Source organism: Pseudomonas sp. PvP009 (assembly GCF_017832995.1).
GTDB lineage: Bacteria > Pseudomonadota > Gammaproteobacteria > Pseudomonadales > Pseudomonadaceae > Aquipseudomonas > Aquipseudomonas syringae.
Genome location: NZ_JAFIBG010000001.1, coordinates 2,978,809 through 3,001,766, shown reverse-complemented (window position 1 = coordinate 3,001,766; position 22,958 = coordinate 2,978,809). Strand labels below are relative to the sequence as shown.

Genomic DNA, 22,958 nt, shown 5'->3' with positions numbered 1-22,958 from the left:
TGGCGCGTAGCATACGCTTCTACCGAAGATTCAAGCCATTACCGTCTGGAGGAAACACCGATGCCCGTCACTGCTAACAGGGAGACATTATTGTGCATGTCCATGGCCGCCCGTCCTGGCAACTTTGGTGTGCGTTTCCATAATCATCTTTACCAGCAACTGGGCTTGAACTTCTATTACAAGACCTTCGCCCCCAATGACCTTGCCGCCGCCGTGGCCGGCATACGCTCGCTGGGGATTCGCGGCAGCGCAGTTTCGATGCCCTTCAAGGAGGCCTGTATCGAGCTGGTCGACGAGCTGGACGCCTCGGCCGCCGCTATCCAGTCGATCAATACCATCGTCAACACCGACGGACATCTCAAGGCGTTCAACACCGATTACATCGCCGTCGCTCAACTGATGGAGAGCCATGCGGTGCCGCGCAGCGCTTTTGCCCTGCGCGGAAGCGGGGGGATGGCCAAGGCAGTTGCGTTCGCGCTGCGTGACGCGGGTTTCACCGAGGGTCTGATCGTGGCCCGCAACGAGCAGGCTGGCCGGCGCCTGGCAGAGGCGTGCGGCTTTCGCTGGCAGGCGGAGCTGGGCAGCGCGCGGCCACCGTTGCTGGTCAATGTCACTCCATTAGGAATGCAGGGCGCGCAAGCTGATGAGTTGTCGTTTGACCTGCAAGCCATCGAAGCCGCTGAAACGGTTTTCGATGTGGTGGCTACCCCCGCCGACACGCCGCTGATCCAGGCGGCACGTCGCCTGGGTAAGCGTGTGGTAACTGGTGATGAAGTGGCGGCGATCCAGGCATTGGAGCAGTTTGTGCTCTATACCGGGGTGCGTCCGACCGACGAGCAGTATCAGCAGGCTGCAGCCTTCGCCAGAGCCGGCTAGCCGTCAGGTCGGGCAGGGCACGTTACTCCTCGGCGTGTTCCAGTCTGGCCAGGCGTTCTTCAAGGGCCGCGACCCGTGCCTCCAGCTCATCGATACGCGAGTTGGCCGCCGGGCTTGCCGACTGTCGCTCCGGTGCCTGTTGGCGAGCGGCAAGCAGCTCCTGCAGCGATTCAGGGTCACCGAGCAGATGCATATAACGGTCTTCGCGCTGGCCCGATTGGCGCGGCACGAGCATCGCCAGACCTCTGGCGATCAGGCGTTCTAGCTGGTGGACGACCTGCTCGCTGTCTTCGAAATCGTGCATGCGGTTACTGCGGGTCAGCAACTCGTTGACGGTCTGCGGCCCGCGCAGCAGCAACAGACCCGTGAGTATCACCTGTGCCGGGACCAGCTCGAGCCCCTTGTCGACCCTGTGCTCCCAGCGATCGGCGCGACTGCCCATGACCAGTCGCGTCAGGCCGCGGCCTTCCAGGGCTCGAAGGCTCTGGCCGACCTGACCCTGGGTGAGGTTCATGACCGGGTCACGACTGGTCTTCTGGTTGCAGGCAGTCATCAGTGCATTGAGGGTCAGCGGGTAGGTTTCCGGGTTGGTCGCCTGTTTTTCGATCAGGCAGCCCAGAATGCGCACTTCAGTGCCGTTGAGTTGTAACGCCTCGGCATTCGGGGAGGATTCGGTGGAGGACGATTCGATGGACATGACGCTTCCCTGAGTGATGGCGGTGGATCAGCGTAGGGCGTGGCGGAAATTATTGCCAGTGTCTGCTGCACGGATCTGCAGGGGCGCTGAAAAGTGTCACGGCGTTTGGCGTCATGTAGGTCTATAATTGCGCCTTTCTCAATCAGGATATGTCATGTCTATTTCCCTGTACGCCGCTTCCATTCCTGTCTTTCAGCAAATGCTTAACGCGCTGAGCGACGTTCTGACCAAAGCCGAAGCCTACGCGACCGAGAAGAAAATTCAGCCGCCAGCCTTGCTGCAGGCGCGACTGTACCCGGACATGCTGCCGTTCACCCGTCAGGTGCAGATCGCCGTCGATTTTGCCAAGGGTGCCTCGGCTCGCCTGGCAGGCGTCGAGATCCCGCAATACGATGACACCGAAACCACCTTTGCCGAATTGCAGGCACTGCTTGCCAAGACACTCGCGTTCATCGGCAGCATCACCCCGGATCAGGTCGACGGCAAGGAAGGCATCGAAATCGTCCTGCGTCCCGGCACGGAAAAGGAAAAACGCCTGAACGGTCAGGCTTATCTGCTTAGCTACGCCTTGCCACAGTTCTTCTTTCACGTCACGACTGCCTACGATCTGCTGCGCCATAACGGCGTTGAAATCGGCAAGCGTGATTTCATGGGCAAGTTCTAAACAGTGGAGGGCTGAAGCCTCGTTGATGTTCTCGGCCCTCAACGTTATACACAAAGCCAACTGACTCTCGTGCCAATGCTCCGAGTTGGTATGCATTGGGTGACGCAGAGCGTCACGAAATGCATTACCGCGCGGAGCGTGGGAGCGAGAATTACCGGAGTGTTCCCCCACCCCCCCCTTTTTTCGGGCTCAGTCTCACTAACTGCATGCCAGTGCGGAGCATTGGCGTGACAGTCACCTTCAAGCTATTTAATCCCCCTCCCGCAGGCCGCGCTGTTGCAGCGGGTTCTGTTGTTGTTCTGGAGTATTCATGTTGTTGCCCATCCTTCTGCTGTCAGCTGCCGGGTTTACCGTGCTGACCACAGAATTCGTCATCGTCGGTCTTTTGCCAGCCGTTGCCCGCGACCTGAATGTCACGGTCTCGCAGGCAGGGCTGCTGGTGACGCTGTTTGCGTTCACCGTCGCCGCCTTTGGTCCTTTTCTGACCGCCTATTTTTCGCGCTTCGAGCGCAAGCGCCTGTTTGTCAGCATCCTGGTGCTGTTCGGTTTTGCAAATGTCCTGGCGGCGCTGGCGCCCAATATCGCCGTGATGGGTATCGCCCGGCTGATTCCGGCGTTGGGGTTGCCGGTGTTCTGGGCGCTGGCCAGCGAGACTGCCGTGGACATTGTCGGTCCGCAGTTTGCAGGCCGGGCGATTGCCAGGATCGGTTTCGGTATCGTTTGCGCCACGGTGTTTGGCATTCCCATCGGCACCCTGATCTCCGACGCATTCGGCTGGCGCACGGCCTTTCTGGTGCTGGCCGTTCTGGCGTTTGCCAAGGCACTGTTGCTGACGGTCTATCTGCCGAAGACGCCTGCCAAGTTGAACCCGGTATCAATCCTTAAACAGTTCGGCATCTTGCGCAGCCGGATGATGCAGGGGCACGTGCTGCTCTCGGTGCTGGTGTTCAGTGGCATGTTCACGGCATATACCTACCTGGCGGACATGCTCGAGCGCCTTGCCGGTTTCGACGGCGCTCTGGTGGGCTGGTGCCTGATGGGCTTTGGCGCTGTCGGCTTGCTGGGCAACTCGCTGGGCGGGCGCATGGTCGACCGCCACCCGTTGATTGCCAGCCTGGTGTTTTGCGCCTTCATGGTGGTCGGCATGGTCGCGGTGGTGCCGAGTATCCATTCGGTGGTGGCCTTGCCACTCGCGCTGGCGGTCTGGGGCATCACCCAGGCGGCCTTGTTTCTGGTCAGTCATGTGCGGTTGATCAAGGCCGCGCCGCAGGCACCTGCGTTCGCGGCGTCACTGAACATCGCCGGCGCCAACCTTGGCATAGGCATCGGCGCGATGATTGGCGGCAGGGTCATTGATCACCTGGGGCTGGGCAACGTCGGTTTTGCCGCTGCGGGCATCATCGTGCTGGCGATTGTGCTGGCGCTGTTGTTGATCAAGCGTGATCCGGGGCCGCTCCCTGCTTAGCCTGCATCGGTGAACAGTTGGTTTCGAGCACTTTCGGCAATGGCGACAACGCCGGGGTGCTTGACCTTGCGTTCCACGGTAATGGCATAGAACGATTCGGTCACCGCGTCAGTATGGCCAATCACTTGTACGCCATACTGGTCCTCCACTTCGTCGGCGATCACGCTGGGCGCCACGAACACGCCGCTGCCGGATTTGCCAAACGCCTTCATCAGCGCGCTGTCATCGAATTCACCAATGATGCGCGGCTGAATGCCCTGTTCGGCAAACCAGCGCATCAGTCTGCCTCGAACCACGGTTTCCTGACCTGGAATCAGCAGCGGTGCGCCATGCATGCACTGCGGAAAATCGGTCCCGATACGCTCCACTATTTCACGCGTGGCGAAAAAGCTGACCCCGCATTCTCCCAGTTTCTGGCTATAGCCCTTGATGTCCAGATGCGGCGGCATAGGGCTGTCGGAAATCACCAGGTCGAGACGCTGAATGGCGAGGTCTGCCAGCAGTCGTTCCAGCTTGTCCTCGCGACAGGTGATGCGGATGGGCTCATCCAGCGTCATGGTCGGAGCGATCAGGCGGTAGACAATGGACTTGGGCACAACGTCTGCTACGCCAATGCGCAACAACAATTGCTGTTCATCCGGCTGCGAGCGCAGCAGGTTTTCCAGGTCATTGCCTAGCTGGAACATTTGTTCGGCGTAGGGCAGGGCGAGGCGACCTGCTTCGGTCATTTCCAGTTGCCGCCCGACGCGCTGGAACAGATCGACCCCCAATGACGCCTCCAGCAGGCTGATCTGCCCGCTGACGGTCTGCGGGGTCAGATTCAGCTGTTCACAGGCGCGCACGATGCTGCCGGTCTTGGCCACGACCCAGAAGTAGTGAAGTTGGCGGTAATTGAGCATATTTTCTGCCGATTCGGTAAAACCGAAGTATATGCCTTATAAAATCGAATTTTCCTTATGTTTCAAGATGTCTAGAATCCGCTCCAACGCCGGGCTGAATATGTCGCCTGGCTTCACTGATTGAGGAGCCCATGAACAAAGTCCTTTACGCTGTATTACTGAGCGGTTCACTGCTGGTAGCAGCAGGATGCGATCAGCTAGAGTCCTCCACCAAGCATGTGGTGAACGCCGCCGCTGACAGTGCAAAACAGGTGGTCGATGATACCCACAAAGCCGCGACCCAGGCGCTGGACGAGGCGAGGCAGGAACTTTCGTTACAGGAACCACCACCAAACTCGGCTGAAACCGAAAACACGTCTGATAAAGAAATCTGACTTACAACTATTGGCGCAGGCAGGGCAGTGATCTATGGAATACCTATTGGAACTCGCGACAAGTCCGGCAGCCTGGATCGCGCTGGCGACACTGGTGGTGATGGAAGTCGTACTGGGCATCGATAACCTGATTTTCATCTCGATTCTCACCAACAAGCTGCCTGAGCATCAGCGCGAGAAGGCTCGCAAGCTGGGTATCGGCATGGCGCTGGTGATGCGCCTGGGCCTGCTCAGTACCGTTGCGTACATCGTGCAACTGACAGAGCCGGTTTTCGAGGTATTCGGCCAGGCGTTCTCATGGAAGGACATGATCCTGATCGCCGGTGGCCTGTTCCTGGTCTGGAAGGCAACCACGGAAATTCACCACAGCATGGACGTCAAGACCGAGGAAGAGAAAGCCCTGGGTTCGGTGGTGATGTTGAGCATGAGCGCGGCGATCGTACAGATCCTGATGCTGGACCTGGTGTTCTCCATCGACAGTATCATCACTGCCGTGGGCATGACCGAACACCTGCCGATCATGGTCATCGCGGTCATCTCTGCGGTCGTGGTGATGCTTGTCGCAGCCAACCCGCTGGCGAAATTCATCAACGACAACCCGACGGTGGTCATGCTGGCTCTGGGCTTCCTGATCATGATCGGTATGACGCTGATCGCCGAAGGCTTTGGCGCCCATGTTCCGAAGGGTTACATCTACGCGGCCATGGCCTTCTCGGCAGCCGTTGAAGCCTTGAACATGCTGGTACGCAGGGCAAGACGCAAGAAAGCGGTTAACCAGGTGTCCACGCACTGATAACTGGCGAAGCCGTAAAAAAGGTCGACCTTGGCAACAGGGTCGACCTTTTGCATTCAAGGTGCGGGCAAATACGCTGACGCAGGCAGATCAGCTAAGCGCTGCGCATACCCCTGTAAATCAGCTGGCTGTTACAGCGGGGGCCTTGATGTGTTTTGCAAGTACAGCCGGTTGTACCGCACGCGGTTCGACGCTGCGCGGCTGATGACGGCGACGGGATACACGCATCACCCCCCACAGCATCGCGCTGGCGACGGCAAGCCACGAAGCGATCAGCATCACTATTGTCAATTCCAGGCTCATAAGTGCCTCCACATTCCTGCTTTTTGTTGCGGTCTTGATAACTGACAGTCTAGTACGGGGCATGTTTCGGTTAATTGACCAGTGGCATCGGGCTATGAATTATTTTCGTCACTCTACTGGCCGAGGTGCGACGCGCGGCTATCCCCGGAACCCCGTCGGCTCTATCATCGGTGTTCAGGTCGGGTCGCGGGTTGCCCGACAACAGTTGAAGTGAGTGAACATGCTGTCGGTTTCTTTCTTTACCGGTACTCCCGGTGCGCTGCGTTCATGGCTGATTGCGGCCTTGCTGATGGGCCTTGCCGGTTGTTCGTCAATGGTTACGCCGGAGATGAAACGCCTTCCGGACCGGGTCGAACTGACGTCGATCCCGTTCTTCCGGGGTAATGCCTATCAAAGCGGGCCGATGGTGCTGGCTAGTATGCTGGCCAACCAGCAGGTGCAGACGACGCCTGGTTTGCTCGACAAGCCGTTGCAATTGCCGGGCGCCGAGGACCGGCTCGAGCAGAATATGCAGAAGGTCGCGCGTGAGTACGGTTTCATGGTGTACCCGCTTGATGGCCAGTTGCAGGACCTGCTGACTCAGGTCTCGGCGGGTTATCCGGTCATGCTGCGTTTCGCCCAGGGCTCAGCGCTGTGGAAAGGGCCGCGTTATGCGGTGTTGATCGGCTACAACCGTGTCAAAGAGACCGTGCTGCTCAACGCAGGCATGGATCGTCGTTACTCAATGAGCTTCAGCAGCTTCGCGTCGGCCTGGAAAGACGCGGGCAGTTGGGCGGTGCTGATCCAGTCGCCCCGGCAGTTGCCGGCCAATGTCGATGCGCAGCGCTGGCTGCAGGCGGCCGAAGCGTTATCGACATCAGGACAGGAACAGGCAGCGGGCGAGGCGAAAAGAACGCTGGCACGCGGCGTTAAATGAAATCAACGCGGCAGGAACAAAAACGGCACCGATAAGGTGCCGTTTTACGTTCAGCGAACCTAGAAACCGAGTCGGTCACGCAGGCTGTAATACCACGCGCCCAGCGCAGTCAGCGGGGTGCGCAGCACCTGGCCGCCGGGGAACGGGTAGTGGGGCAGGTCGGCGAACGCATCGAAGCGCTCTGCCTGACCGCGCAGCGCCTCGGCCAGCACCTTGCCGGCCAGGTGTGTGTAGGTCACACCGTGTCCGCTGCAGCCCTGCGAGTAATAGATGTTGTCGCCCAATCGTCCAACCTGGGGCAGGCGAGACAGGGTCAGCAGGAAGTTGCCGGTCCACGCGTAGTCGATCTTCACGTTCTTGAGCTGCGGGAATGCCTTGAGCATTTTCGGCCGGATAATGGCTTCGATATTGGCGGGATCTCTGGCGCCGTATACCACACCGCCGCCGAAGATCAGGCGCTTGTCGGCGCTGAGGCGGTAGTAATCCAGCAGGTAATTACAGTCTTCGACGCAGTAATCCTGCGGCAGAAGTGTCTTGGCCAGTTCATCGTTCAACGGCTCGGTGGTGATGACCTGAGTGCCGCACGGCATCGATTTGGCCGCCAGCTCCGGGACCAGATTGCCCAGGTAAGCATTGCCGGCCACGATAATGAACTTGGCCCGGACCCTGCCTTGCGCCGTATGCACCACAGGGTTTGCCCCGCGCTCGATACGAATCGCCGCTGATTGCTCATAAATGGTGCCACCCAGTGTTTCAACGGCCGCGGCTTCACCCAGTGCGAGGTTAAGTGGATGAATATGCCCGCCGGTCATGTCCAGCAAGCCGCCGATGTATTGATCACAGGCCACGACTTCATTGATTCGGCGCTTGTCCATCAGCTCGAGGCCGGTGTGCCCGTAGCGCTCCCAAAGCCGCTGCTGGGCCTCGAGATGCGCCAGTTGCTTGCTGGTCAGCGCTGCGAATACACCGCCATCTTTCAGGTCGCACTGAATGCCATAACGGGAAACCCGATCGCGAATGATGGACGCGCCTTCGAAGGCCATCTGCCCGAGCAATTGCGCCTGGCGTGGCCCCACGGTTCGCTCGATGACATCGATGTCGCGGCTGTAGCTGTTGACGATCTGCCCGCCATTGCGCCCCGATGCGCCGAAGCCGACTTTCGCCGCTTCCAGTACCGTGACCCGAAATCCGTTTTCCAGCAGGAACAGCGCGCTGGACAAACCTGTGTAACCGGCTCCGATGACACACACGTCAGTTTCGACTTCGCCCTGCAGCACGGGACGTTCCGGGGCGGCATTGGCTGAAGCCGCATAGTAGGACTGCGGGTAGGGCGTGTTTGCCATCCTGAGACTCCGTTTAATATTCTTGACGATGGCGGCAATCGTACCCGAGATACAGAAGCTCTGCCAGCAGCGGGCAAAAAGAGCCGTTGGCTGTTGATTGGCAAAAAACGCTGTATTTCATAGGGTTAGCAAAAAAAACAGATTGACAGGTATTCGCATATCCGTAGAATGCCGACCCACAGCAGGCACGTAGCTCAGTTGGTTAGAGCACCACCTTGACATGGTGGGGGTCGTTGGTTCGAGTCCAATCGCGCCTACCAGACAAAATCCGCTCTGCTGGGCGGTAAAAAAAGGGTCAGCCGAAAGGTTGGCCCTTTTTTATTGTGCTGTCAGGTGCCAATGATCGAGTAGACGCGCGTGTTGCGCAATCCTCCCTGAATGCTCATGCGATCCTGTCTAAGCGTGCCTTCGTACTCAAATCCGACCCGCTCGGCGAGTCTCTGGCTCGCCAGGTTTCTTTCATCCATTGTCAGAAACACGCGATTAGCCATCAAGTTGTCCAGCGCATAGCTGACCAATGCTGCAACGCCCTCACTTATCAGGCCGGCGCCAAGGTATTGAGTTCTGCCCCAATAACCTACTTCAAAGCTTCGCAACTGCCAGTTGGCATTATGCAAGCCGCTGCTTCCTACTAATGCGCCGTTGTTTTTCAGAAAGAGAAGAGCCCTGAGATCCTCATTCAGGAGGAACCGGGCGTAGGCATGGCGGCAGATCAGTTCGGACTGATCGATACCAGGAGTCGGCGTTGCCCAGGCCAACCATTTCTGCAAATGCTCGGCCGATTCGGCAACAGCCTGATTGAACACGATGCCGTCACCTGGCTTTGCAACGCGAATCAACAAACGCTCTGTCTGGATTGCTGCAGGCAGTAGACTGGATTCTGTCATAGACAATGGTCACGATGCGTTGGACTGCCGACAGGCTTTTGACGCCGCCGGCTAGCCAGGAACCCAAAGATCTCATCAGTGGCCTATCAGTACTTCGAGCCCACCTTTGTATCTGCCTTGCATAGTTTCCAGTCCGGCGTCGGGGGCGGGCCCGGGATGTTTTGAATGATAATGACGATCCCGTCACTTCTCAGCCTTGCGTAGCGATTCGTGATAGCGGCCCCGTCTGCGGAGGCAGCGTTGCTTTCATTGTTGCTCTGAACCGAGCCTGAGCCGTTATCAACCACTATTGCGGCTACGTCATCGTCCATGATTTTTCTCCTGCTTAACGTGTAGTTCGACGCCTATGACGCTAGCAAGGTTATTGGGACTGGGTGATGAGTGATACTAGTAAACGTGCTAGGTAAGGTTTCGAAAAGGGCGTGAACACAAAGAGGTCGCTTGATCAGGGCTCTGGAAGGACGGGCGGAATTTCTGATGCTGCGCGATCATTGACACGGGCCTTAAAAAATTCACGTATTCAGAGAGTTACTGCAAAAAAGCGTTTGACAGGCATTCGAATATCCGTAGAATGCCGACCCACAGCAGGCACGTAGCTCAGTTGGTTAGAGCACCACCTTGACATGGTGGGGGTCGTTGGTTCGAGTCCAATCGCGCCTACCAAACAAAATCCGCTCTGCTGGGCGGTAAAAAAAGGGTCAACCGACAGGTTGACCCTTTTTTGTTGTGCTCGCTTTACCCGTAGCCAGTACCAGCTCTCGTGCCAATGCGAGCATTGGCACGAGAGGGCAAGTTGCCTTAGGGAATCAGGCGGTCACGACGCAGCTTTTCAAACACGTCGAAGAACGCATCGTCACTGGCCTGGAACGCCGTGAAGCCCAGTTTGCGGCTCTTCGACATGTCAGTGACAACTTCAATCGGACGGCCCAGGTCGGCATCGCTGTGCCATGGCGAAATCAGGCGGTTGATGTCACTTTCCTTGAGCTGATGCTCGCGAACGATGTCATCCCAGACCGCCTGATCGTTGGCCATCTGCGTTTCCAGCGGGGCTGGCTCGCTGGGGAAATCGGCTGGCTGCAAGCCGAAGTATTCGGCGATCTGTCCCCACATCCAGCTCCAGCGAAACACATCGCCATTGGTGATGTTGAACGCCTGATTGGCCGCTGCAGGTGTGGTTGCTGCCCACAGTTGCTGGCGGGCCAGCTGCCGCGCATCGGTCATGTCGGTCAGGCTGTCCCACTGCACGCGTGAGCCCGGGAACACGAAAGGTCGGCCCGTGGCTTTGCAGATCGAGGCGTAAACGGCCAGGGTCGTCGCCATGTTCATCGCGTTGCCGACGGCAACACCGGTCACGGTGTGCGGGCGATGGACGCTCCAGGTAAAGCCATCCTTCTCGGCGGCAGCGAAGACTTCGTCTTCCTGGGCGTAGTAGAAGTTTTCGATATCCAGGCGCGCCTGCGATTCCCTGAACGGCGTTTGCGGCAGGGTGCCTTTGCCATACGCTTCGAACGGGCCAAGGTAATGCTTGAGGCCGGTCACCAGCGCGACATGCTGAACACTGCCAGCGGGCCGCACAGCGTCCAGCACGTTACGCACCATCGCGGCATTGACGCGGATGTTTTCTGCTTCAGTGGCCTGACGCGACCATGTAGTGATGAAAATGTGGGTGGGCTTCACATCAGCCAGAGCCGCATGCACGGACTCCGGGTTCTGCAGGTCTGCAGCTACCGGGATCACGCCGGGCCGCGCTGACGGGCTACGGGAGAGGGCGGCAACCTGCCAATCGTTTTCCAGTAACAACTGCGTGATTGCGCTGCCGACAATGCCACTTGCGCCAACAACCAGGGCGGTCTGAGTCATAGGGGTCTCCTGAGACGGGGAAGAAAGTAATGAACCGTCTGCTGTCTCAGAACAGCATCAGGCCATACCGTTCAACCCGATTATCCCGATTACCCTGTAACGTGGCTCCGGGTACCGGGACCGCCTTCGGACTCGGTTGCATATGACTTGACGATGGTTTTGGTCGCACTGCTGGCTTTCAAGTCACCAAGTTTTTGCGGCGCAAGCCATTTGCAGGCGGCAATTTCGTTCTGCGGCGATGGCTCGCTGGAGGCTGGGACCTGCGCGGTGAAAACGTAATGGGCCACTTGATCCTTCTCGTACACATCAAGGTACAGAAGATCAAGGTCAGCAAGCCCGGTTTCCTCGCACAGTTCACGCACTGCGGCCTGAAAGGGCGTTTCACCCGCTTCTATCTTGCCACCAGGTAACGCCCAGCGCGATTTCGGTTTGCGCACATAGAGGACCTGGCCGTCACGTTTGCAGATGACTGTCGCGCGTTGTTTCATAATCCGTTGGCCTGTTAAACGTCCGTTGACATGAGTATCTGCAAGGACTGCGTGAACTTGAGACTCAAAGACTGTCAGTAATAGTCACAAAAATGTAATGAATAGTTCATTTTTTAGGGCGGGCCGCTCAGGCCGTAAAGGGAAACGGCCAAAGCGGATCGCGCAGCAGGTGGTGTGCCGATGCCTGCAATCAGAGTCCTGCAACTAGAGTATGGACATCAGTGGGCGATTGGCGGCGATCGGTTCACCGGGGGCGACGTACGGCATGTCAAATCGCAGCCTTCCATGGCTGCCAGGTGCGCATCAGGCAGCGTTCGAGTCGGCAGCCGCTTCCTGCTTGAGGCTGTCCATGTCGATGACGAAGCGATACTTGACGTCGCCCTTGAGCATCCGCTCGTAAGCCTCGTTGATGTCCTGCATGTTGATCTTTTCGATGTCGGAAACGATGCCGTGCTCGGCGCAGAAGTCCAGCATTTCCTGGGTTTCCTGAATGCCGCCGATCAACGAGCCAGCCAGGCTGCGACGCTTGAAGATCAGGTTGAACACCGCAGGCGACGGATGCGGCTCTGCCGGCGCGCCGACCAGTGTCATGGTGCCGTCGCGCTTGAGAAGAGACAGAAAGGCGTCCAGATCATGCGGCGCTGCCACTGTGTTGAGGATAAAGTCCAGACTGTTCGCCTGAGCGGCCATTTGTGCCGCGTCCTTGGATACCACCACTTCGTCGGCGCCCAGACGCAAGCCATCTTCGCGCTTGTTGGGGGAGGTCGTGAACAGCACCACATGGGCACCCATGGCGTGGGCGATCTTGACGCCCATGTGGCCGAGACCGCCAAGCCCGACAATGCCGACTTTCTTGCCCGGGCCGACCTTCCAGTGGCGCAACGGGGAATAGGTGGTGATACCTGCGCACAACAGCGGCGCGACGGCAGCCAGGTTGGCATCATGAGAGATGCGCAGGACGAACTTTTCCTTGACCACGATCTTGTCGGAGTAGCCGCCGAAGGTGTTCTCGCCGCCAAACACCGGGCCATTGTAGGTGCCGGTGAAGCCGCTCTCGCAATATTGCTCGTCGCCCTCGGCGCACGATGCACATTGCTGGCAACTGTCGACCATGCAACCGACGCCAGCCAGGTCGCCGACCTTGAATTGCTTGACGTCGGAGCCGACCGCCGTGACCCGGCCGACGATTTCGTGACCCGGAACAGAAGGATAGAGTGTGTTGTGCCACTCATTGCGCGCAGTATGCAGATCGGAGTGGCACACGCCGCAGTAAAGGATGTCGATCTGAACATCGTCAGCGCCGGGCGAGCGACGTTCGAATTGATGGGGCTTGAGTGTGTCCTGAGCCGATTGCGCTGCGTAGCTGTATGTCTTGACCATTACTGTCACCTGTTCAATGGGGATAAGTGTAACGCCGTACGACAGCATAGCCGAGCCTCGCTCATTGACCTCGCTGTCTGGCGATGCACATGAATCTGACCCATGGGGCAGCCATGTAGTGCCCCGCGTCACACAAGCGTCATCGGTACGCCGAAGGGTCTGCCAAAAAGGTATGAACTTTGCAACAATGCGTTTTTACGCTTGTAATCTTTGGTCATGGTTTAAAGGATGACCGCCGTCGGCTCATGCATCTGGTGTTTCCATGACAGTCTCACTTTTGGCCACGGGCCTCTGCTCAAGCGTAGCTCGCACCTCAATTGCTCCCTGCAGCGCGTTGCCGGCCAACCGCGACCGATTCTCCTGTCAGGCCTCTATCGACGCCCTCATAAGCGTGGCAAGGGAGCAGACAGGAGCCATCGCCTGGGCTGCCTACGCCGCGGGTGAACTGAAATGCCTGCTCGGGCAGGGCGACGACACCGTTGTCTGGCCAGCACACATTGCCGCTGAGGACTTCGAGGCGTATTGCGCTCAATTGCAGCTGCATTGCCGGGTCGCTGGGCAGGGCGAGGGCGTGCTGGGTTGGGTGTTGGCACCGATGGCTGAAAAAGACCATCCCTTGCTGTTGGATCTGGCTGTCAGGCTGGGCTCGCTGTTGCAGACCGCGGCGTTGATCCGCGCGCAGAACACGCAGCGTGTTCTGTATGAAATCAGCCTGCTGGCCAGCACTACGCTGGACCGCAGCGCTTTTCTGCAAGGCATTCATGAGCAACTCGGGACTCTGATCGATGCCGAGAACTTCTACGTTGCGCTGTATGACCGGCAAAGCGGCAAGATCACCTATCCTTATTACATTGACCGATTCGATGACGAGGCAATGGCACACGAGACGTTCGAGTTTATCGACGCTGACCGGATGTCGCTCACCGGGTATGTCTTGAGCAGCGGGCAGCCTTTGTTTCTCGATGCTGCCTGCATCGAACAGGCCAAAGCCGACAACCGGTTTTACAGCGTTGGACGTCTACCCGAGTTCTGGATGGGCGCGCCCTTGAAAAACGCATCGGACGAAGTCTTTGGCATGGTCGCGATGCAGGTTTATGACGTGTCTCGTGTCTACAGTGCCCAGGATCGTGCATTGTTCGCCGTGGTGTCGCGCCACGTGGCCATGGCACTGGACCGGCAGTTGCATCGCACTGATCTGGAGCAGGTAGTGGCTCTGCGCACGCAACAGCTTTCTGCAGCCAACGACGCGTTACGTCAGGAAGTCAGGGACCGCGAGCGCGCCGAGCATCTGCAGAATGCCCTGTTCCAGATTGCCGAGCTTTCCAGTCAGCCCGGTGACATGAACGAGCTTTTTCGCAGCCTGCACATGATCGTCGGCGAGTTGCTGGTGGCGCTCAATTTCTACATCGCGCTTTACGACAGTGCGACGGGCGAAGTGACCTTTCCGTACTACATTGACGAGTTCAAGCCCGCGCCGCCGCGCTCACGGCGCGGGCAGCGGGGGTTTACCGAGTATGTGATAGGCCAGCGGCGACCGTGCCTGATCGATTACGAGGAAGCTCGCAGGCTGGAAGGCCTTGGCGAGATCGAGGTACAGCGACAATCCGGTCGTTGCTCTTCATGGCTGGGCATTCCGCTGTTCGAAGGTGGGCAGGTGCGCGGTGTGCTGGTGGTGCAGAGCTATTCCAAGGATGTCAGCTATACCTTGCGCGATCAGGAGCTGCTGACTTTCGTTTCTCGCCACATCGATACGGCACTGTCCCGGCGCAGCGCGGCAGAAGCGATCCATACCGCCAATGTTCTGCTTGAAGCCAGGGTTCGAGACCGGACCCGTGAGCTGGACCAGGCCAACGCCAGGCTGCAGCACGAAAACTCCCATGACTCACTCACCGGGCTGCCCAATCGCAGCCATCTCCAACATCGTCTGAGGCAGGCATGGCAGGACTTCTGCAGCAATGGCCAGCAAGTGATCGTGATGTTCATCGATCTGGATCGCTTCAAGATGATCAATGACAGCCTGGGTCATCACTGCGGCGACATCCTTCTGGTGCAGGCCGCTGAGCGCCTGCGCAGTTGCATGCGCGAACGGGACCTGCTGGCGCGGCTGGGCGGTGACGAGTTCGCCGTGTTGAGCATCGACACGCCGCTGCAGACCGGGACGGAGATCGCTCAGCGAATACTGACGGCGTTCGAGCAGCCGTTCGTGATCGATTATCACACGGTGTTCTCTTCCTGCAGTATCGGTGTGGTGGGTGCCGACAGTCGCTTCCATCAGGAACCGGCTGACCTGCTGCGCGATGCCGATACCGCCATGTACCGGGTCAAGAACGGAGGGCGGGACAGCTTTGCGGTGTTCAATCAGGCGTTACGCCGCGAGGTGTCTGATCAGGTCGAGCAGGAAGGTGCGCTGCGCACGGCGCTGAAACGTACGGATCAGTTGATTCCCTATTTTCAGCCGGTGATCTGCGTCAATAGCGGAAAGTTGCTGGCGTTCGAGGCGTTGATCCGCTGGCGTATGCCGGATGGGCGGATCGTCGGACCAGAGAGCTTTCTGCCTGCGCTCGAGGGATTGCGCCTGATTGGCCGTCTGGACCTTTATATGCTCAAGCGTGTGATTTCCATCCTGGCGCAACCCGAGAACAGTCATTGGCCACCCGTACATGTGAACTGTTCGAGTTACAGCATCACCCGCCCGGCGTTCGCCGCGGAAGTACTGGCACTGCTTGCCGAGCAGAATGTCGCGCCTGAACGTCTGTGCCTGGAACTCACCGAAGGCGCACTGGTGGCCGATCCCGAGCAGGCACGTCTGTCAATGAAGCTCCTGGCCGAGCAAGGCATGTCGGTCATGCTCGACGATTTCGGCGCAGGCTTCTCTTCGCTCAGCTACGTGCATCAGTACCACTTCAGCGGATTGAAAATCGACAAGTCGTTTATTTTCGGCCTGACCTCCAGTGTGCGTAGCCGCGCTATCGTGCGTGCCATTGTGCGCATGGCCGAATCCCTCGATCTGACCGTGGTGGCCGAAGGCGTCGAAGACCTTGAAACGCTCGAGCTGCTGCGCGAAATCGGCGCCACACAGGCGCAGGGCTACTACTTTTCCGAGCCGTTGCCGATTGAGCTGCTGGAGATCAACACCGGCCTTGCGGCAGGCTGACGCTCGGCCAGTGTTTGCCGCAGACGGCAGGCTGTATCCGTTCTTTGACGCGCTCGATTTGCCTGGTTTTTATTTAAGCTTTTAAAATCAACAGGTTATTGGTTTTCAAGACAGTTGGCACTGGACTTGCTTTTGAACCTGCGCAACAGGTTCATCAGGAGGTGAGAGATGATTATTGGCACGAGTGCGCTTGAGCAGCTTGTTTCCCGGGCTGTTGTCGGGCGCAAGACCGTAGATGAGGTGTCCCAGGACGCCTTCAGCTCGGTCGCTGCCGCTGGCCTGACATCAGGTTCGGCACCGGTTACCGCGCAGACCAGCAGTTCGACATCGCAAGACAGCAAGCAGGAAAACAGCGGTTACAACGAATCCTTTGCACGGATGATGATCAACCTGAAGTCCGCCGGTGATACGTCACTGTCAGAAAAGACGGCTGACCGTGACAACGGTGTCATCGGTTCAGTGGCTGGCAGCACCAGTACCGCTGACACGGCATCGACAGATTCGGTGCAACAGAAATTCATGGACTCTCTGAAGCAGACAGCCGAAGAGAAAGTGCGCGAAAAGCTGACGGGTATTACCCAGAAAGACTATGACGCCATGGCACCTCAGGACCAACTGGCGATTGACCAGAAGGTTCAGGATGCGCTCAAGGACAAGCAGAACGACGTTGCGGATGACATCAACACCCGCATCAGAGGTATCAAGGCCGGTATGGTAGCTTGATGTTTGTTCGGCGACTTTGATGGCCTTTTCGTGAACAAGCGAAGCGTCGCCCGGCTCACTCCCACCTAGGGAATGCTTTCCGATGGAGTTAAGTATCGATACTTTCTCCCTTCAGACATGCATTTAATGGGTGGGAGTGAGCTTGCTCACGAAGACTACCGTCCATACACCGCAGTTGATGCGGGTGTATGGAGGTAGCGTTTAAGCCTTCTCACCCCAATTGATGCCTGTACGGCAAGTCCGGCCCGACCTTTGTGCAGGTCAGCGCGGCCGCGCCGACGGCGAAATTCAGCATCTCGTCCAGTGTTTCCCGTGACAGCGTCGACAAGCCTTGTGGCGTGTCGAGCTGGCGTTCACTGAGGAAGGTCAGCAGCGCGGCCTGAAAAGTATCTCCAGCCCCGACGGTATCGGCGGTGACCACGGTTTTTGCCGGCACCGACCAGGTGCCGTGCTGGCGGGTGAAGACGCTGGCACCTTGTGTGCCGCGAGTGATGATGACCAGTTGCGTACGCTTGCCGAGCCAGCCTTCGGCGATCTTTTGTGGATCGCTGTCCGGGTACAGCAGGTGCAGGTCCTCGTCGCTGACCTTGATCAGGTGCGCATGCTCGGCGAACGCTGCGACCTGGCTGCGCCAGCGCTGAATGTCCGGTGCTGGATTGAGGCGCACATTGGGGTCCAGCGAGATCAGCCGTGTGCCGCTTTCACGGGCTACCAGCGCCAACAGCGTGTCGGCAATCGGCTGGACCACCAGTGAAAACGAGCCGACGTGAATGCCGCTTACCTGCCCGTCGAGTTCCGGCAGGTGTTCCAGGCGCAACTGGCGGTCTGCGCAGCCGTCGCCTCGAAAGCTGTAAGTCGGCGATCCATCGCTGCCCACGGCGACCATGGCCAGCGTGGTGGGCGCGTCGAAGTCGATCAGGTGGTCGGTATTGACCGTTTCCTTTTCCAGCACGGCACGCAGACGGCGACCCAGATAATCGGTGGACAGCCCGGCAAGGAAGCTTGCGTCCACGCCCAAACGGCGCAGGCCAATCGCAACGTTGAACGGAGAGCCGCCGGCAATCGCATCGAACCCCAATCTGTTCAGGGAACCGCTGTCATCCGCGCGGGTGAAAATATCGAACAGTGCTTCGCCACAAACCAGAAACATAAGTGCTCCATGAAAAAACGCTTCAAACCTTGCGCAATTGCGCCTGATAACGCTGATAGACCTGCTGATAGGCGGCCACATTATGCACCACAGGATGCGTCTCACTGCCTTGGTCGAGACTCACGCAGCGTTCGCAGAGTTGCTGCAGGTCCTGAGCCTTGCCGTTGGCGCACGACCAGCACCAGGCCGCTTGAATGGCGGCGCCCAGTGCGGCGGCCTCCGAGTGGTCGGTGCAGATCACCGGTGTGTTCATGATGTCGGCCACGATCTGCCGCCACACTGCACTTTTGGAGCCACCGCCGATCAGACGGATCTTTTCGCTTTTTATGCCGCTGTCGCGCAACAGGTCCAGCCCGTAGCGAAGGCCGAAGGTAGTGCCTTCGACCACCGCACGAGACAGGTTGGCCTGGGTCAGATTGGTGCTGTCCAGCCCGACGATGCTGCCGGTCGCATCGGGCAGGGCGGGCACGCGTTCGCCGTTCAGAAAGGGCAGCATCAGCACGCCTTCGGCACCGATCGGCGCCCGGGCGACTGCCTGATTGAAGCCGGCGATGTCGAGGGCGAACAACTCGCGAATGGCGGTCGTCGCGTTGGTCAGGTTCATCGTGCAGATCAGCGGCAACCAGCCGCCGGAGGATGAGCAGAAAGTCGCGACCGACTCATGCTCGCTGACCCGCGCCTCCTCGGCGTAGGCATACACCGTGCCCGAAGAGCCGAGGCTCATGGTGATCAACCCCGGCTGGATATTGCCTGTGCCGATCGCGCCCATCATGTTGTCGCCGCCGCCACTGGAGACCAGAGCGTCAGGGTTCAGGCCCAGCAGTCTGGCGACTTCAGGGCGCAGTACGCCCACCGATTCGTGGGCTTGCAACAGGTGTGGAAGTGCCTCGCCCAGGCGACCGCTCGGGTCGATGTGCGCGAGCAATGGCAGGTCCCACTCGCGAGTGCGCACGTTGAAATAGCCGGTGCCCGACGCGTCGCCAAACTCGGTGCAGCAGCGGCCGGTCAGCCAATAGTTGAGGTAGTCGTGGGGCAGCAGCACCTTGTCGATCCGCTCGAACAGGTCCGGGTATTGCTCCTTGGTCCATAACAGCTTGGACACGGTATAACCTGGGGCGATAACCAGGCCAAGGCGTTGCAGCGACCCCTGCGCGCCGCCCAGGTAGTCCAGCAGGCGCTGGTTCTCCGGTGCCGACTCGGTGTCACACCACAGCTTGGCCGGGCGCAGTACCTGGCCCTGGGCATCGAGCAGCACCAGGCCATGTTGCTGGCCCGAGACGCCGATGCCCTGAATCTGCTGGCCGGAAATGCCCGCCGCTGCCAGTGCATCGCGGGTCGCCTGTTGCAGCGCGTCCAGCCATTGCTGTACGTCTTGTTCACGGCGGCCATTATGGTCGCTGATCAGGCTGTGCGGCGCCGAGCCTTCGCCCAGTACGGTGCCGCTTTCGGTATCGAGCACCAACACCTTGGTGCCCTGGGTCCCGCAATCGATTCCAAGAAACATGGGAAGTCCCTCAGGCCTTGGCAACCAAAAGTTTTTCCAGTGTGCCACTCACACCCAGTGTGCGCAGATCATCCAGGTTCTGCTCGAAGGCCGCCACGAATGCTTCCGATTGCGGAATGGCCGAGCCAAAGATTTCTTCCACTCCCAACAAGCGCTCAGTAATGAGCGCGTCATCAGCCACCAGCGCCTGACAGAACTCGGCTCGCGGGTCAGGGATTTTGTAGATCGCGCCGTTCTCGTCGACACCTTTCAGGTAGAGCGCCCACGCGGCGACCACCAGTGAAGCGCGCGCAAGGTTGCCTTCGTCCAGAATCAGACGATTGATCGTCGGAATGGTGAACTTGGGAAATTTCGACGATCCGTCCGAACAGACCCGTTCCAGCTGATCGGCAATCGCCTGGTTGGAGAAGCGCTCGATCAGCGTGTCTTTGTAACCTTCCAGGTCGATACCTGGCACCGACGCCAGTTGCGGGGTCACGTCCAGGTCCATGTAGGTGCGGATATAGCTCACGAACAGCGGGTCATTCATGGTTTCGTGTACAAAACGATAACCCTTGAGGAAGCCCAGGTAGGTCAGTGCAAGATGACTGCCGTTGAGCAGTTTGATCTTCATCTCTTCATAGGGCGTCACGTCATCGGTGAACTGCACGCCGACTTTTTCCCACGCCGGGCGACCATTGACGAACTTGTCTTCCAGCACCCACTGCACGAATGGTTCGCAGACCACCGGCCAGGCGTCGTCGATGTGTTTGTCATCCGCCAGTTGCAGCCGGTGGGCTGCGCTGGTCATTGGCGTGATGCGATCCACCATCGCGTTGGGAAAGCTGACGTTTTCCTTGATCCAGTCATGCAGATCGGCATCGCGCAATGTGGCGAATGCCAGCAATGCCTTGCGTGTCACTGCGCCGTTGTGTGGCAGGTTATCGCAGGACATCAGGGTGAAGGCCGGTGTGCCTTGCGCGCGGCGTCGAGCCAGTGCGGCGCAAAGAAAGCCGAATACCGTTTTTGGCTGATCCGGGTTCGCCAGGTCGTGCTGGATCTGCGGCAGATGAGCCATGAACTGACCGTTGCTGTCGTCGATGCAATAACCGCCTTCGGTGATGGTCAGCGAGACGATGCGGATGTCCGGGCTGGCCAGTTTGTCGATCAGCGCCTGCGGGTTGTCGTCGGCCAGCAGCATGCCGCTGATCGAGGCGATGATACGGGTTTGGGTGTCGGGCGTGTCGCCCAGTTCATAGAGCGTGTACAGGTAGTCCTGTTGCGCCAGTGCATCGCGCACGGCCTTGTCTTCAGGACGCAAGCCCACACCGCAGATGCTCCATTCAAAGCCTTCGCCGCTGTTCATCAGCGCATCGGTGTAAAACGCCTGATGCGCCCGGTGAAAGCCGCCGACGCCGATGTGGGCAATGCCCTGGCGAGTGTTGTCGACGGTGTAGGCGGGCAGGGCGATATCGGCGTCCAGTTGGGACAGATTGTTTTTGTTCAGTTTCATGACGGGCTCTCCGGAACTCAGGCTGCGGCGGTCTGCAAGGTTTTGGCAATCACCAGACCTTGAGCGTCGAACAGGTGGCATTGGGCACTGTCGAGATGCAGGTTCAGCGTCTCGCCGTACTGGCTGGCCAGGTCACCACGAATACGCATGGTCAGCGCCTCGCCCGAATGGGTGCGCACGTGACAGTAGGTGTCGCTGCCAAGACGTTCGCTGACGTCGGCAATCACCTGCAGCTGGCAATCGTCGCCCTGGGCAAGGTTCAGGTGTTCCGGGCGGATGCCCAGCGTCACTGCGGCACCGACGCTCTGTCCTGCGCCATTGACCGGCAGGCTGATGCGCGTTCCGGCATCCAGCTCGACTTCGCAGCTGGTGTTGTCCGCCCGGCTGATCCTGCCCTTGAGGAAGCCCATTTTCGGCGTGCCGAGAAAGCCGGCAACGAACAGGTTGGCCGGATGGTGATACAGCTCGAGCGGCGAGCCGACCTGTTCGACCTTGCCGCCATTGAGGACGACAACCTTGTCGGCCAGGGTCATGGCTTCCACCTGATCGTGCGTCACGTAGATCATGGTGGCCTGCAGTTCTTTATGCAGGCGCGACAATTCCAGGCGGGTCTGCACGCGCAGCGCGGCGTCGAGGTTGGACAGCGGCTCGTCGAACAGGAAAATCTTCGGGTTGCGTACGATGGCCCGGCCAATCGCGACACGCTGGCGTTGCCCGCCGGACAGCTGCTTTGGCTTGCGCTCCAACAGCGGCCCGAGCTCCAGAATGCGTGCGGCTTCATCAACCTTCTTCTTGATCTCGGCCTTGTCACCGCCCGCCAGATCCAGTGCAAACGACAGGTTCTTGCCGACGGTCATGTGTGGATACAGCGCATAGGTCTGGAACACCATGGCCAGGTCGCGCTTGGCCGGGGTGACCTGCGTGATGTCACGGCCATCGAGTTCGATGGTTCCCGACGTCACTTCTTCAAGCCCGGCGATCAGCCGCAGCAGGGTGGATTTGCCGCAGCCCGAAGGCCCGACGAAGACCACGAACTCGCGGTCTTTCACATCCAGGTCGATACCCTTGATGATCTGGTGACCGTCAAAGCCTTTTTGCAGATTGCGGATGCTCAGGTTAGCCATGTTGGATTCCTTCTTGTTCTTTGGGCCGGGCTATTTGACAGCGCCGAACGACAGGCCGCGAACCAGTTGTTTCTGACTGATCCAGCCGAAAATCAGAATGGGCGCACACGCCAGGGTCGAGACCGCTGACAGCTTGGCCCAGAACAACCCTTCAGGGCTGGAGTAGGAAGCGATCAAGGCAGTCAACGGCGCTGCAGCGGATGAGGTGAGATTCAGCGACCAGAATGCTTCGTTCCAGCACAGGATCAGCGACAGCAACGCGGTGGAAGCCAGGCCGCCCTTGCAGATCGGCATCAGTACGCGAAAGATCTCCTGGCGGGTGCTGGCCCCGTCCAGCCGCGAGGCCTCGAGGATCTCGCCGGGGATATCCTTGAAGTAGGTGTAAATCATCCAGACCACGATCGGCAGGTTGATCAGCGTATAGATGATGATCAGGGCCAGCCGCGAATCGAGCAGGCCAAAGGTCTTGGCCAGCAGATAGATCGGCATCAGCACGCCCACCGGCGGCAGCATCTTGGTCGAGAGCATCCACAGCAGTGTGCTCTTGGTGCGCTTGGTCTCGAAAAACGCCATGGAATACGCCGCAGGAATCGCGATCAGCATGGCCAGCACCGTGGCGCTGAAGGAAATCAGCACCGAGTTCCAGGCAAAATGAAAGTAATCGCTGCGCTCCTGAATATGCAGGTAGTTTTCCAGCGTCGGGGTGAAGAACAGCTGTGGCGGTGTCGCGAACGCATCGATCTCGGTCTTGAAGCTGGTCAGAACCATCCAGAAGATCGGAAAGAACACCAGCGCAGCGATGATCCAGGACAGGGCCCCGAGCAGCAGGCTTTGCAGACGGCGTGATTGTTTGAGGGTCATCATGG

At 58.9% G+C, this 22,958-nt stretch carries 22 protein-coding genes and 2 tRNA genes; 10 read left to right on the top strand and 14 right to left on the bottom strand.

Translation table 11 applies throughout. The features are described from left to right. Positions 1 to 60 precede the first annotated feature (60 nt). A complete protein-coding gene (locus JOE29_RS12705) occupies positions 61 to 876 on the top strand; it encodes a shikimate 5-dehydrogenase (protein ID WP_044312891.1) in 816 nt (271 codons plus the stop codon). Between the two features lie 22 nt (positions 877 to 898). On the opposite strand, the gene JOE29_RS12700 is transcribed toward JOE29_RS12705, so the two are convergent. Beyond that, entirely contained in the window at positions 899 to 1,573 is a 675-nt protein-coding gene (locus tag JOE29_RS12700) for a DUF480 domain-containing protein (RefSeq protein WP_024648958.1), read from the bottom strand. Between the two features lie 154 nt (positions 1,574 to 1,727). Between JOE29_RS12700 and JOE29_RS12695 the strand changes: the two genes are divergently transcribed. Further along, positions 1,728 to 2,237, top strand: coding sequence for a DUF1993 domain-containing protein (locus JOE29_RS12695; protein ID WP_004403812.1), 510 nt, complete (start codon positions 1,728 to 1,730; stop codon positions 2,235 to 2,237). Between the two features lie 310 nt (positions 2,238 to 2,547). Then, positions 2,548 to 3,702: an MFS transporter gene (locus tag JOE29_RS12690; RefSeq protein WP_003405480.1), complete on the top strand. Its 1,155-nt coding sequence runs from the start codon at positions 2,548 to 2,550 to the stop codon at positions 3,700 to 3,702. Here the strand turns inward: JOE29_RS12690 and nhaR are convergent. Then, on the bottom strand, positions 3,699 to 4,601 hold the full coding sequence (gene nhaR / locus JOE29_RS12685; RefSeq protein ID WP_057407048.1) for a transcriptional activator NhaR: 903 nt from the start codon (positions 4,599 to 4,601) through the stop codon (positions 3,699 to 3,701). The two genes, JOE29_RS12690 and nhaR, sit on opposite strands and share 4 nt — an antisense overlap. Before the next feature lie 131 nt (positions 4,602 to 4,732). Here nhaR and JOE29_RS12680 point away from each other — a divergent pair, with 131 nt between their 5' ends. Further along, a complete protein-coding gene (locus JOE29_RS12680) occupies positions 4,733 to 4,975 on the top strand; it encodes a hypothetical protein (RefSeq protein ID WP_010411397.1) in 243 nt (80 codons plus the stop codon). Positions 4,976 to 5,009: 34 nt separating this feature from the next. Then, the gene (locus tag JOE29_RS12675; protein WP_003347216.1) at positions 5,010 to 5,768 is read left to right on the top strand and encodes a TerC family protein; all 759 of its coding nucleotides are present in this window, start codon (positions 5,010 to 5,012) and stop codon (positions 5,766 to 5,768) included. A gap of 120 nt (positions 5,769 to 5,888) precedes the next feature. Here the strand turns inward: JOE29_RS12675 and JOE29_RS12670 are convergent, their stop codons facing one another. Next, positions 5,889 to 6,071, bottom strand: coding sequence for a hypothetical protein (locus tag JOE29_RS12670; protein ID WP_003318030.1), 183 nt, complete (start codon positions 6,069 to 6,071; stop codon positions 5,889 to 5,891). Between the two features lie 220 nt (positions 6,072 to 6,291). Here JOE29_RS12670 and JOE29_RS12665 point away from each other — a divergent pair, with 220 nt between their 5' ends. After that, a complete protein-coding gene (locus tag JOE29_RS12665; protein WP_003420810.1) occupies positions 6,292 to 6,987 on the top strand; it encodes a hypothetical protein in 696 nt (231 codons plus the stop codon). A 59-nt stretch (positions 6,988 to 7,046) separates the two neighbouring features. Here JOE29_RS12665 and JOE29_RS12660 read toward each other — a convergent pair whose 3' ends face one another. After that, positions 7,047 to 8,330, bottom strand: a complete 1,284-nt coding sequence (locus JOE29_RS12660; RefSeq protein ID WP_017278217.1) for an FAD-binding oxidoreductase — start codon at positions 8,328 to 8,330, stop codon at positions 7,047 to 7,049. A gap of 183 nt (positions 8,331 to 8,513) precedes the next feature. Here JOE29_RS12660 and JOE29_RS12655 point away from each other — a divergent pair. Continuing rightward, positions 8,514 to 8,590: transfer RNA gene (locus tag JOE29_RS12655), tRNA-Val, on the top strand. A gap of 69 nt (positions 8,591 to 8,659) precedes the next feature. On the opposite strand, the gene JOE29_RS12650 is transcribed toward JOE29_RS12655, so the two are convergent. Together JOE29_RS12650 and JOE29_RS12645 are read right to left on the bottom strand one after the other, a co-directional pair. Then, entirely contained in the window at positions 8,660 to 9,217 is a 558-nt protein-coding gene (locus JOE29_RS12650) for a GNAT family protein (protein ID WP_044312888.1), read from the bottom strand. A gap of 86 nt (positions 9,218 to 9,303) precedes the next feature. Further along, the gene (locus JOE29_RS12645; protein WP_003318036.1) at positions 9,304 to 9,528 is read right to left on the bottom strand and encodes a hypothetical protein; all 225 of its coding nucleotides are present in this window, start codon (positions 9,526 to 9,528) and stop codon (positions 9,304 to 9,306) included. A 275-nt stretch (positions 9,529 to 9,803) separates the two neighbouring features. Between JOE29_RS12645 and JOE29_RS12640 the strand changes: the two genes are divergently transcribed. Next, positions 9,804 to 9,880 (top strand) — tRNA-Val (locus JOE29_RS12640). Positions 9,881 to 10,015: 135 nt separating this feature from the next. Here JOE29_RS12640 and JOE29_RS12635 read toward each other — a convergent pair. The 3 genes from JOE29_RS12635 to JOE29_RS12625 form a co-directional block, all read right to left on the bottom strand. Continuing rightward, positions 10,016 to 11,077 carry an SDR family oxidoreductase gene (locus JOE29_RS12635; protein WP_198700316.1) on the bottom strand — a complete coding sequence of 354 codons (1,062 nt, stop codon included), beginning with the start codon at positions 11,075 to 11,077 and terminating at the stop codon, positions 10,016 to 10,018. Between the two features lie 89 nt (positions 11,078 to 11,166). Continuing rightward, complete coding sequence (locus JOE29_RS12630) at positions 11,167 to 11,565, bottom strand: NUDIX hydrolase (RefSeq protein ID WP_024959833.1); 399 nt, start codon at positions 11,563 to 11,565, stop codon at positions 11,167 to 11,169. A gap of 303 nt (positions 11,566 to 11,868) precedes the next feature. Then, positions 11,869 to 12,945 (bottom strand): NAD(P)-dependent alcohol dehydrogenase, encoded by a 1,077-nt coding sequence (locus JOE29_RS12625; RefSeq protein WP_032662389.1) that lies wholly within the window; start codon positions 12,943 to 12,945, stop codon positions 11,869 to 11,871. Between the two features lie 262 nt (positions 12,946 to 13,207). On the opposite strand from JOE29_RS12625, the gene JOE29_RS12620 reads away from it, so the two are divergent. Both JOE29_RS12620 and JOE29_RS12615 read left to right on the top strand, forming a co-directional pair. Beyond that, positions 13,208 to 16,099, top strand: a complete 2,892-nt coding sequence (locus JOE29_RS12620; RefSeq protein ID WP_210079566.1) for an EAL domain-containing protein — start codon at positions 13,208 to 13,210, stop codon at positions 16,097 to 16,099. A 168-nt stretch (positions 16,100 to 16,267) separates the two neighbouring features. Continuing rightward, the gene (locus tag JOE29_RS12615) at positions 16,268 to 16,822 is read left to right on the top strand and encodes a hypothetical protein (RefSeq protein ID WP_003420794.1); all 555 of its coding nucleotides are present in this window, start codon (positions 16,268 to 16,270) and stop codon (positions 16,820 to 16,822) included. Between the two features lie 211 nt (positions 16,823 to 17,033). Here the strand turns inward: JOE29_RS12615 and JOE29_RS12610 are convergent, their stop codons facing one another. Genes JOE29_RS12610 through JOE29_RS12590 form a run of 5 tightly spaced genes read right to left on the bottom strand, consistent with a single transcriptional unit; the run spans position 17,034 to position 22,956 of the window. Next, positions 17,034 to 17,972 (bottom strand): carbohydrate kinase, encoded by a 939-nt coding sequence (locus JOE29_RS12610; protein ID WP_096134713.1) that lies wholly within the window; start codon positions 17,970 to 17,972, stop codon positions 17,034 to 17,036. 22 nt (positions 17,973 to 17,994) lie between these two features. Then, positions 17,995 to 19,476 (bottom strand): xylulokinase, encoded by a 1,482-nt coding sequence (gene xylB, locus JOE29_RS12605; RefSeq protein WP_210079565.1) that lies wholly within the window; start codon positions 19,474 to 19,476, stop codon positions 17,995 to 17,997. Positions 19,477 to 19,486: 10 nt separating this feature from the next. Further along, on the bottom strand, positions 19,487 to 20,968 hold the full coding sequence (locus tag JOE29_RS12600; RefSeq protein ID WP_210079564.1) for a mannitol dehydrogenase family protein: 1,482 nt from the start codon (positions 20,966 to 20,968) through the stop codon (positions 19,487 to 19,489). A 17-nt stretch (positions 20,969 to 20,985) separates the two neighbouring features. Next, on the bottom strand, positions 20,986 to 22,092 hold the full coding sequence (gene ugpC, locus JOE29_RS12595; RefSeq protein WP_003347189.1) for a sn-glycerol-3-phosphate ABC transporter ATP-binding protein UgpC: 1,107 nt from the start codon (positions 22,090 to 22,092) through the stop codon (positions 20,986 to 20,988). A gap of 30 nt (positions 22,093 to 22,122) precedes the next feature. Further along, positions 22,123 to 22,956 (bottom strand): carbohydrate ABC transporter permease, encoded by an 834-nt coding sequence (locus tag JOE29_RS12590; protein ID WP_003347187.1) that lies wholly within the window; start codon positions 22,954 to 22,956, stop codon positions 22,123 to 22,125. Positions 22,957 to 22,958 lie beyond the last annotated feature (2 nt).